7 protein-coding genes are annotated in these 11,607 nt (G+C 32.9%); all 7 read right to left on the reverse strand.

Features of this window, described 5'->3' with window-relative positions; all coding sequences use genetic code 11:
- Window positions 1-7 precede the first annotated feature (7 nt).
- Window positions 8-979, reverse strand: a complete 972-nt coding sequence (secF, locus tag BCB68_RS00095) for a protein translocase subunit SecF (RefSeq protein WP_094078982.1) — start codon at window positions 977-979, stop codon at window positions 8-10.
- Entirely contained in the window at window positions 972-2,186 is a 1,215-nt protein-coding gene (secD, locus tag BCB68_RS00100) for a protein translocase subunit SecD (protein WP_094078983.1), read from the reverse strand. The genes secF and secD overlap by 8 nt, the downstream gene beginning before the upstream one ends.
- A gap of 19 nt (window positions 2,187-2,205) precedes the next feature.
- The gene (gene ruvX / locus BCB68_RS00105) at window positions 2,206-2,622 is read right to left on the reverse strand and encodes a Holliday junction resolvase RuvX (RefSeq protein WP_094078984.1); all 417 of its coding nucleotides are present in this window, start codon (window positions 2,620-2,622) and stop codon (window positions 2,206-2,208) included.
- A gap of 98 nt (window positions 2,623-2,720) precedes the next feature.
- Window positions 2,721-5,336: an alanine--tRNA ligase gene (gene alaS, locus BCB68_RS00110; protein WP_094078985.1), complete on the reverse strand. Its 2,616-nt coding sequence runs from the start codon at window positions 5,334-5,336 to the stop codon at window positions 2,721-2,723.
- 71 nt (window positions 5,337-5,407) lie between these two features.
- Entirely contained in the window at window positions 5,408-6,142 is a 735-nt protein-coding gene (gene lptB / locus BCB68_RS00115; protein ID WP_094078986.1) for an LPS export ABC transporter ATP-binding protein, read from the reverse strand.
- A 129-nt stretch (window positions 6,143-6,271) separates the two neighbouring features.
- Window positions 6,272-7,981 (reverse strand): hypothetical protein, encoded by a 1,710-nt coding sequence (locus BCB68_RS00120; protein WP_094078987.1) that lies wholly within the window; start codon window positions 7,979-7,981, stop codon window positions 6,272-6,274.
- 534 nt (window positions 7,982-8,515) lie between these two features.
- Complete coding sequence (locus BCB68_RS00125) at window positions 8,516-11,569, reverse strand: cellulase family glycosylhydrolase (RefSeq protein ID WP_237048644.1); 3,054 nt, start codon at window positions 11,567-11,569, stop codon at window positions 8,516-8,518.
- Between the last annotated feature and the right edge of the window lie 38 nt (window positions 11,570-11,607).

Below are 11,607 nucleotides of genomic sequence, written 5' to 3' on the forward strand. Positions count from 1 at the left end.
TTATTGATTAAACTAATACTTTATCTTTTTCATCGTATCCGTTTACTGTTTTAGTTGTTCTATTTGATTTTTCTTGTTTTTTATCGTTATTGTTATTTTTTTTCAATTTTTTCATCAAATAAACTAGCGGACTTGCCACAAATATTGATGAATAAGTACCAAACAACATTCCTAAAAACAATGTCATACTAAAAGTTTTTAGCGAATCTCCACCAAAAATAAGTAAAACTATAACTGAAAATAATGTTGTAAGAGAAGTATAAATCGAACGAGCAAATACTTGATTTATCCCAGTTTCAATAATTTCTGAAAAAGGTTTATTTTCTCTATTTTTCTTATTTTTCTTTTCATTTTCACGAATTCTGTCAAACACCACAATCGTATCGTTTATTGAATATCCTAAAATTGTTAAAATTGCCGCAACAAACGGAGTATCAATTTCGTATCTGAAAAGCGCAATAAGTCCAAATGAAATAATTACATCGTGAAGAAGTGCCAAAATTCCAGCAATGGCATAAACTAGCTCAAATCTTACAGTTATGTAAATTACAATAAATATACTTCCAATCAAAAGCGCCTTTATCGCATTCATAGTCAATTCTTTCCCAATTACTGCTCCAACTGTGTCATCTTTTGTAATTTCATATTTTCCAGTATTTTTTTCAAGCTGTGTCAACATTTCATTTTTTTGCGCATTTGTCAACTGACTTGTTCTAATTATAACACTGTTGTCTGTTTCTGAAAACTGCACTCTTTTTGTTTTTAGTTGCGGAATCGCACTTATCAAACTGTCCAATGTTCCATTTACTTTTATCTGTTCCACTTTTTGTGGATATTTTAGCTGAATAAGATTTCCACCTTTAAAATCTATTCCCAAATTTAATTTTATAGTAAAAAGAAATATTAGGGACAATATTACCATTATTGCTGAAAATGATAAATAATATTTTTGATGTTTTATCACTCGAAATTTAGTCATTTTTTGGAACTCCTTTCCAGAACAGCTGTTCTTTTTTCAAATTAAATGTTTTTACAACAAAACGAAGTAACACTTTTGATACAAATACTGCTGTTATTATTGTAACAACTACCCCAAGCGACAAAGTTACGGCAAATCCTTTTATTGGTCCTGTTCCCAAGAAAAATAGGACTGCTGCTATTAATAATGTCGTTATATTTCCGTCAATTATTGCTGGAAGAGCGTTACTGTATCCTTTTTCTATTGCATCGTGTAAAGATTCTCCCAGGGCCATTTCTTCTTTAATTCTCTCGTATGTAATTACATTTGAGTCAACTGCCATTCCAAGCGTCAAAATAAATCCAGCAATTCCCGGAAGTGTCAATGCCGCACCAACCATGCTAAGTGAAGCCAATACCAAAAATCCATTTATAAGTAGAGCAATATCCGCCACAATTCCAGGTATTTTATAAATTGCTATCATAAAAATTGAAATTGCTAACATCGCAATTACTCCAGCTATTTCAGTTTTTTGAATTGAATCAACTCCAAGTGTCGCTCCAACTGTTCTATTTTCAACAATTTTTATTTCCACAGGAAGTGCACCAGATTTCAATAAATTTGCCAAATCATTTGCAGATTCCATCGTAAAGTTTCCACTTATACTTCCGCTTCCACCAGCAATTTCTTCGTTAATTCTAGGCGCTGACTGCTCTTTACCGTCAAGCATGATTGCAAGTTGTTTTCCTTTGTTTTCTCTCGTAATTTTGGCAAATTTTTCGGCTCCAGAAGGAGTTAGCTCAAAAGTTACAACTGGACGGCTCAAGTTATCTTGTCCAATTCCCGCATTTTTAAGCGCTCCACCTTCTAAAAGTGTCGGTCCATAATTTCCATTTGCATCTTTTATTTTAAATTCCAGCTTTGCTGTTGTCCCTATCAAGTCAACTGCTTTTTTAGGATCTTTAATTCCCGCAAGTTCTACGATTAACTTGTCATTTCCACTTATTTGAATTACAGGTTCTGCTACTCCAAGGCTGTTTACCCTTCTCTCAATAATGTCTCTTACTTTATTCATCGTATCCTTGTCAATCTTCCCCTGCGCTTGAAGCACAACCGAAGTTCCTCCACGCAAATCCAGTCCAAGCTTTATTTTATTCAATGACAAAATAATAGCTGGAACAACTAATATAATAAGTAGCCAAATATAGTGCTTTTTACTATTTTCCATATTAAAATCCTTTCTCTATTTATTTTAATGTATCCAAATATTTTTGTAAAATTATCGAAGCTGCCACCATATCCACAACTTTTCTTCGTTCTTTCCCACTCTTTTTAGAATAATTTTTCAAATAATGTTCCGCTTCTGTTGTCGTATATCTCTCATCCACAAAAATAATCTGAATTTCGGGTATTTCTTTTTTTAACTCTTCCACAAATTCTTCAACTTTTTCGACTTGCCTTTTTTTACTTCCATCTAAACTTTTTGGCATTCCAACGACAATTTTTTTCGTACCTTCGTCATCTAAAATCTCTTTTATTCTTGCAATTGGATCTATTTTCGTCCTGTCAAGCACTTCAAGAGCAGTCGCAAGAATTCCCAAAGGATCGCATTTTGCAACTCCAATTCTCACATCTCCAACATCAAGTCCAATAAATTTTCTCATCTTTTTCTCATTTCTAAATTTTATTATTCAAATTATGAATTAATTTTTTGACAAGGGGATAACCCCCTTGTTAATTGGCATTTATTCAATTATATAAATTATAATTTTTCATTTACAAACTCAAATGCTTTATCAACAGCTTCTTTTACAGCATTTCCATCTTTTCCACCAGCTTGTGCAAAATCAGGTCTTCCTCCACCGTTTCCACCAGCAACTTGAGCTGCAACTTTTACGATTTCTCCAGCTTTTACTTTTGAAATTAAGTCTTTTGTAACTCCGACTACGAAAATCGCTTTTCCACCATTATTTGTTCCCAAAATAATAATTCCAGATTGAAGTTTTTCTTTTCCTCTATCTACGATTTCTTTTAATTCATTTACATCTTTATTTTCAAATGCAGCTTTTAATACTTTTATTCCATTTATTTCATCTACATTTTCAAGTAATTCATTGATTTCATATTTTACTAATTTAGTTTGTAATTGCTCATATTCTTTTACGATACTTTTAGCTTCTGCAATATATTTCTCTACAACATCAACCACATTTTTTCCATCAGTCTTCAACATTCCAGCAACTTTTCTTAATTTTTCTTCAAGTTTATTAACATATTTCAAACTTGCATGTCCAGTTGTCGCTGTAATTCTACGAGTTCCTGATGCGATTCCACTTTCAGATTCGATATTGAATAATCCGATTTCTCCAGTAGATTTAACGTGTGCACCTCCACAAAGTTCGATTGAATATCCGTCAATTTCAACAACACGAACTACATCTCCATATTTATCAGAGAAAAGTGCCATCGCTCCTCTTTTTTTCGCATCTTCAATATTTTCAAAATCAATTTTAACTTTCAAGTTAGATAAAATAATGTCATTTACAGCTTTTTCGATTTTTTCAATCATTTCTGGCTCAATTGCTTCATAATGTGAAAAGTCAAATCTCAATTTTTCATCGTCTACAAGCGAACCAGATTGCTCAACGTGAGTTCCTAAATTTTCTCTTAAAACTTTATGTAAAATATGTGTTGCAGTATGGTTTCTTTGGATATCTTTTCTACGATCCGCATCAATTTTCATTTTTACTTCTGCGCCAACTGCTGGAGCAATTCCTTTTACAATCTCTACTTGATGAATAAACACATCATGTTTTTTCACAACATTTACAACTTTTCCTTCAAATTCTCCAGAAGTGATAATTCCTGTATCTGCAACTTGTCCTCCTGATTCTGCATAAAATGGAGTTCTATCAAAAATTACTTCATACCCTGAAATTCCTTCACTTTTAGCAATATGCAAAATTTTTCCTTTATCTTCAAATTTTTCATATCCTGTAAATTCAGTTTTTCCGTGTTCTTCAAAGAATTTATCAATAAAGTCATCTTTTATCATATCTGAAACTGTAACTCTGCTATTTTTTGATCTTTTTACTTGTTCTTCTAATTTTTGGTTAAATTCTTCTTCAGAAACTTCATATCCTTGATTTTCCAAAATTAATTCTGTCAATTCAAATGGAAGTCCAAATGTGTCGTATAATTTAAACGAAGCATCTGCAGAAAGTTTTTTAGTTCCCTCTTTATCCATTTTTTCAATTTCTTCAGTTAGCATTTCGATTCCATTTTTCAATGTTAATGCAAATCTTTCTTGCTCAATTCTTAAAACTTTTTCAATATATTCTTGTTTTTCAACTAATTCTGGATAAGCCTCTTTCATATTTTCCACGACATAAGGCACTAATTTATACAAAAACAGATCATCTTTTGTTATTTCTAAATTCTGCTTTGCAACAATTCCAGCACCAAATGCTCTTCTTATAATTTTTCTTAAAATATATCCACGACCTTCATTTGATGGCAAAACTCCATCCGCTATTAAAAACACCGATGCTCTTATATGATCTGCAATAACTTTTACCGTAATATCAAAATCTTCTTTTTTTATGTCCAAAACTTTTTCAATTCCTCTTATTATTGGCATAAATATATCAGTTTCAAAGTTATTATCTTTATTTTGCACAACTGAAGCAATTCTTTCAAGTCCTGCTCCTGTATCAATATTTTTTTGCGGAAGTGGCACCAAACTTCCATCTTCAAGTCTATTCCACTCAGTAAACACAAGATTCCAGATTTCTAAAAATCTGTCTCCTTCATCTCCCGGCTTGCAGTTAATCTCTTCGTTATTTTCCCCCATTCTTAGAGTATCGTAGTAAATTTCACTACACGGACCACAAGAACCAATAGGCCCTGCTGCCCACCAATTATCTTCTTCACCAAGCCGAACTATTCTCTCAGCTGGAACTCCAATATGTTTATTCCAAATTTCATACGCTTCGTCATCCGTCGTAAATACTGATACATAAAGTCTTTCAGGATCTAATTTCAAAACTTTTGTTATGTATTCCCAAGACCATTCAATCGCTTCTTTCTTGAAATAATCCCCAAACGAGAAATTTCCAAGCATTTCAAAAAAAGTGTGATGTCTAGGCGTTCTCCCAACATTCTCCAAATCATTTGTTCTTATACATTTTTGATAAGTTGTAATCCTTGGAAATGGCGCTTGTTTTTCTCCCAAGAAAAATGGTTTAAAAGGAACCATTCCTGCGACTGTCAAAAGCAAACTTTTGTCATCAGGTATCAGCGATGCACTTTCAAAGTGTTTATGCTCTTTAGTTTTAAAATAATCAATAAAACTTTTTCTTAATTCATTTCCTGTCATTTTTTCTATTTTCTCCTTCATTTTTAGAATTTTTTTCTCGTAAAAGCAACAACTTTTACATATTTTTCTATTTAATCCAACTTGAATTTATCTCCCAAATAAATTCTTCTAGCAGTTTCATTAGCCGCAATTTGTTCACCTGTTCCAGAAATCAGGATTGTTCCTTCTGCCATTATATACGCTCTTTCCGTGATTCTAAGTGTTTCACGCACATTATGGTCAGTAATCAAAACTCCAAGTCCCCGCTCCTTTAACTGAATTATTATGTTTTGAATGTCTTCCACAGCAATCGGGTCAACTCCCGCAAAAGGTTCATCAAGCAGTATAAAATCTGGATTTGTAGAAATTGTTCTGGCAATTTCCACTCTTCTTCTCTCCCCACCTGACAGTGCGTAACCTAAACTTTTCGCCACATGCGACAATTTAAATTCTTCAATAAGACTCTGCATTCTGTCAATTCTTTCTTTCTTTCTCACTTTCCGCATTTCCAAAACCGAAATTATATTTTCTTCAACCGTCAAATTTCTAAAGACTGAAGCTTCTTGCGGCAAATACCCAAGCCCAAGCCTTGCTCTCTTATACATTGGAAAATTTGTAATTTCTTGTCCATTGTACATGACACGACCATAATTTGGTCTAACAATTCCCGTAATCATATAAAACGTCGTCGTCTTTCCAGCACCATTTGGACCAAGTAGTCCCACAACTTCACCTTTTTCCATTGCAAGGCTGACATTTTTAACAACTTCTCTCTTTTTATATATTTTTTTTAAACTATCAGCTTCTATACTGATTTTTCTGGCCATTTTTTTCTCCTCTCTAAAAACTGGCATTTATAAAAGTCGAAAAAGCCAGAAGTTTTCAGCACTTTTTCAACATATATTTAATGTTTTTTTACATATCTGGGATACTTTTAGAAATCAAATAAACATAATTTATAGCCTATTAGGTGTCAGATTACTAATCATATCTATAGCATCCTTTTCAGATATAGTTTTATTACTTTCTCCTTTTATTTTATCCTCAGAATATTTTACGTTTTTTACATTATTGTTTCCTTTCAGATTACTAATTATATCTATTCTATCTTCCTCAGGTATATCATAACTATAGGTTGTTGCTTTGTCTTCTTTTATTATTTCATCTTCAAAATGTTTTTTATTTTTTGCAGCACTACTTCTAGAAGTTAAAATACTGTCATTTTTTCCTTTTAAATTATCAGCTATGTTTATTCTGTCTTCTTCAGGCACACTGTTATAGGTATACGCTGCTGTTTTTACTTCTTTTATTTTTGGCTTATTCTTGATGCTTCCCAGTCTGTATCCTAATCTTATGCCGAATGTATCAATTTTACTTTTAACTTTTATGGGATTAATTGTGTCTTTTGGCTGATATTTAAAATTTGCTCTTTCATAAAGAGCTTCTAGGGAAATTGGACCTAACTCCGTACCTAATCCTCCTGCATAATAAAGTCCACCATGAAGATCCTTTTTATTAAAATTTTCTTCCTTTATCTCACCATATACATATCCTACTCGTCCAACAGCGTAAAGCAGATTGTTTCCCTTATTATTTACCAAATTAATTTTTGTTGTAGCATAAGCAGGATAAGTTCTTAAAACGTGCTTTTGCTCTTTATCGTTAAAAAAAGGAGAAATATCAAGGAATCTTTGCTCTACCCCCAATCCTAGTTCAACAGCTCCCTGATTGTCAAATAAGTATTCCAAACCGACAACAGGCATTCCTTTAACATCAAAATCAGATTTTGCAGACTGCCATTTATTATTTTTCATACCTGTTCCCAAGAATTGCTTTGGATGAACATTGTATCTATCCTTGAAATTATATCCTGCATTTAATCTAAGTTCCCCGCCATTCCACTTTCTTTTCATAATTTTGTCTGTAGTGTACTGCATATCTCCTGTTTTAGCAAAAATATCTGTTCTGAAAGGATCAAAAGGTACAACATCATTTTTTTTCTTTGGTAAATTTTTTATATTTCCAATACTGTATCCTATTCTTACACCGACTGTATTTATATTATCTTTGGTCTTTTTAAAATTATTTAGGGTACTTATGTTATTTCTGTTTATATTACCTAAATTTACTTTATCGTATCGTAAATTTGATCTTTCATATAAAGCTTCTACGGAAATTGGTCCAACTTGAGTACCTAAACCACCTGCATAATAAAGTCCACCACGAAAATTTTTATCTTTTAAATCTTCTTTATTATCTTTTCCAGCTTTGGCATAAGCATATCCCCCTCTTCCAATAAGATAGAGTAAGTCATTTCCAGCTTTAGAAGTTATTAAATTATATTTACCTGTCAGATACATCGGTGTTATTTCGTACATTCTCATTTCATTTTTATCTTTTAAGGCTGAAGATTTTACAGAAAATTTATGTTCCGCACCGATTCCCAATTCGAGTCTTCCCTGATTATCGAATAGCCACTCAATTCCCGCAACGGGTCCATTTTTAAATTTATAATCATAATTGGTGTTAGAAAGTCCTTTTTGATGTTTGGTTAAATCATTTTTATACGCTCTATCAAAATCCCAACCCCCATTTATTTTAACTTCCTGAGCCATTTCCGTAACTGTTGATAGCATCATTGCGCTTAAAATATGTAATTTTTTCATATTTTTCGTTCTCCTTTATTTTGCACATGCCTTTTTTATGATTTCACACCAAAAATCTATAAAAAAATTATAAAAAATATTATATAATGTTATATTTTGACTGAAATTATCTTTTCTAACAAATACATTTTACTAAATTTCTTAGAAATTTTCAAGAAAAAAATATTAATTTCAATTACCTTTAATACATTAAGTTCTCTCTAAAGAACTCCTCGTATTTGGAAATAATTCAAAAAATTTTTAAAAATTCAAATATTCTTTTTTTATTTTCTAAATATATTAATATTTAATCAGTTTACATTTTCTAAATTCTTAAAAATAAATTTTTTTCTAATAAATAAAAAGGAAACTGTTTCACAAAATAATTCTTGTGAGACAGCCCCTTTTTTTATCCAAAACTAAATTTTCTAGTTTGAAAAAAATTTCAACTTATATTGACCGTAGTTTTTCACTATCTTTGCATGTATTCAAAATAGTTTTAGTACCACTCTCTTATCACCGTACCAAGACTTTATTATTCTATTCTTTGAATCACTATTTCTGGTACAAACGCACATAATCAATCTCTGTAGTTTGAACTGGGAACGGAGAATGCTCAGAAGGTGGATTCAATGCCGGTTCCCATTCCACGTAGTCATTAATAATAAAATGCCATCTATCATTCTCAAATCCTTGTTTAACTAAAGCAGAAGGAATATTCAGCTTGCTAAAGTCTTCATCTGGCATGGTAGAAAGATAATTGCCATATTGGTCATACCTAGTATTATCAACTACACTGATACGTTGAGCATCCTTAATACGGTAATGAACCACAGGAATCAACCTTCCATCCATATAATAACGTACTTTTGTTCCATCAAACTCAATTGCCCAAACGTGCCATTCATGTGTCAGTGACGTAGTATGTCCACCAACAATATTTTCCAAACGGTGTGTAAAGCCACGCGGTGTCCATTCATGATTGACTTGGCTGTAATAACAGCTGATATTAGTTGCAGGCCACGCATAACTAGGAGTACTTGAAAACCATTCCAAAATTAATAATGAACCATAAGGAGCATTTCCACCAGGAACTTTGCAGGCAGGTGTATCCACATCATTTCGCTGTTTCTGCATCCAAAGGGCCGTACGCATTCCTTGCAAGTGATTCCAATTCATTTTAGCTCGTATTTCTGCTCGGAACGGTTTAGAGGCATCTACAATATTGCCAGATTCTAGTCTACCACTTGAATACTGAGTAACTTTACCTGCAGGGCATACACCTGTAGTTGCATTTGCATCAGTTAAAGGATCGCCTTTTCTGTTAACACAATGACGTCGTGTAGTAAGTATTGCGTGATCACCATCTAAACTGATGCTGCTTGGCAAATAAGTCAAATGGCTACCCAAATGATTGATAATTCTTTTACTTACCCAGTCAGAAGGAATATTTCTGTCTTTAAATTCCCAACATTTTACACTCTTCCATTGTCCCGAAGCATCAGTTGCACTATCACATCCATTTGTAAGTGGAGCTGGAGTAGGTGCTGGTGCCGGATGATTATTATTAATGAATCTTCGGATTACATCTACTGCTTTTTTTTCAGTGCCATCTGATTTCCAAATTCCAAAATAATTTTCAGGATCTGCTGCATCCAGTATATCAGGACGTCCATTATGATCAGTATCAATGTTCGCATCAGGAACGCCATCTCCATTTGTATCAATATTTACGTCAAGCCATCCATCGCCATTACTGTCCCTATCTAATATTCCCGAAGTAATGTAAGGCTTTCTGTCTTTTGCCTGATAAAAAATAAGAGGCCCATATATATTTGATTTTTGATATTGATCTAAAATTTTACTTATCACATTAGCTTGTTTTGTTTCTTCAACACCTGGATAAGCAGCATCTATTCCCACTTCTGTTATCCATATTTTTTTATTTCCATCACCGTGTTCTGACATTATCTGATATAATGTTTTTTCTCCTCCTCCAGGTGCTACAATGTCGCCTATCATGTTTGCCCAGCCATTATCTCGAAAAGTTCTGGCATAAATTCCGTAAGGATGGTGCGATAAACCATCGAAATAGCCTTTTGCCCCAGCTCTGTACATTCTTTCTAAAAATTCCATAGGTCCAACATATCCTGTTGAACTATTGCTGTTTCCTACCGTCATTCCACCTGCCATAACATTTACATCATTATGAGCATCATGTGCTGCTGTATACGCTATTTTTAGTAAATCAGTATAATGTTCAGGATTCGGTCTAGGATTTTGAATCGTATCGTGCCAAAATTCTGGATTCCCTGGTTCATTCCAAAATTCATAGTCAATTACTCCCTGTGAAGCGTATCTTTTTACCAATGCAGTTACAAAATTTGAAAAATCGTTATCATACTGCTGAAGTGGCGCAAATGATGCTACCCAGATTTTTCTTGCATTTAACGCATTTTTTTCAGCAGCTGAAAGTTTGTCTGCTCCTGTTGCCCATTCGGGAGCACCGCTTATTTGCATTAAGACTTTCAAGTTATATTTTTTGGCAAGAGCAACAGCATCATCTATATCCTGCCAGTCGTATCTTCCATTTTTTGAAGACTGGATTCTATGCCACGAAGCTGTAATTCTTACCCACTGAAATCCTACTCCTGCTATTTTGGAATAAGAGTCTTCGGCTTCTCTAAGATTACTTCTCCAAAATGGATTGACAGGCTGTATTCCAATTCCCTTCACATTATGAATTTTTGTATCATCTTTTTTTTGTTTTTTAGGATTAGAATTATCATCTTTGCCATCATCATTTCTACCGTTTTGATGTCCAGGGTTTCCATCTTTGCCACCACCTTTGTGATGCCCGATTCCACCAGCAATCGCTCCGACAGCAGAAGCTCCTGCCACTCCGCCAATAATAGGCCCTACAGGAACTTTTCCTCCTATGTTGCCTCCTAATGATCCTATATTTACTTTTGGCTGCGCGATATTGCCAATAATATTGCTGTTTTTTTCTGTTGTATCTGTACAGTTTAATATTACTGCATCATAATTTTCTAAATTATCTGAAAAAACTTCATTTCCATCAATAACTTTAACTATATTTGAACATTTTAATGTGATTTCAGTTGTATTTACTGTTCCACTATTTATCGTTGTTTCCTTTTTTAGAAGATTTTCAGATATACCTGAACACTTTAAAACTATGTTATTTGTTACTGTATTTGAACATTTCAATTGTACCGCATTGGCACTTTCAATTTGAGATAATTCATCTATTTTAATTATTCTAACTATATTTGAACATTTTAAAAGCTTTTCAGCTGTATTTACATCTTTTGTCAGTTCATCTTCCGTGCTTTCACTTGTATTTAAACATTTCAGCAATATATTTTGAGAACTTATTTTATTTGTTCCAATAATATTTTCACTGCCAGTTTCAGAATTTATACATTTTAAAAATATATTATTGCCGTTATTTTCAGTTATTCCAGTTCCTTGTGCATTTTCCCCCGCCATATTTGAACATTTTAACAATATATCATTATTTGATTTTATTTCACTTACTGAAAAAGACACATTGCCTGTATTTTCAGCCATTATCGAAAAACTCATAAAAATTAAGAGTAACCCCCTAACTATAAATTTTACCA

The organism is Leptotrichia sp. oral taxon 498 (genome assembly GCF_002240055.1).
In the GTDB taxonomy this organism is placed as follows: Bacteria; Fusobacteriota; Fusobacteriia; order Fusobacteriales; family Leptotrichiaceae; genus Leptotrichia; species Leptotrichia rugosa.

Coding starts and splice junctions, on each gene's coding strand:
- ruvX (WP_094078984.1), bottom strand. CDS start 2,622: ATGAGAAAATTTATTGGACTTGATGTTGGAGATGTGAGAATTGGAGTT.
- secF (WP_094078982.1), bottom strand. CDS start 979: ATGACTAAATTTCGAGTGATAAAACATCAAAAATATTATTTATCATTT.
- lptB (WP_094078986.1), bottom strand. CDS start 6,142: ATGGCCAGAAAAATCAGTATAGAAGCTGATAGTTTAAAAAAAATATAT.
- BCB68_RS00120 (WP_094078987.1), bottom strand. CDS start 7,981: ATGAAAAAATTACATATTTTAAGCGCAATGATGCTATCAACAGTTACG.
- secD (WP_094078983.1), bottom strand. CDS start 2,186: ATGGAAAATAGTAAAAAGCACTATATTTGGCTACTTATTATATTAGTT.
- BCB68_RS00125 (WP_237048644.1), bottom strand. CDS start 11,569: ATGAGTTTTTCGATAATGGCTGAAAATACAGGCAATGTGTCTTTTTCA.
- alaS (WP_094078985.1), bottom strand. CDS start 5,336: ATGACAGGAAATGAATTAAGAAAAAGTTTTATTGATTATTTTAAAACT.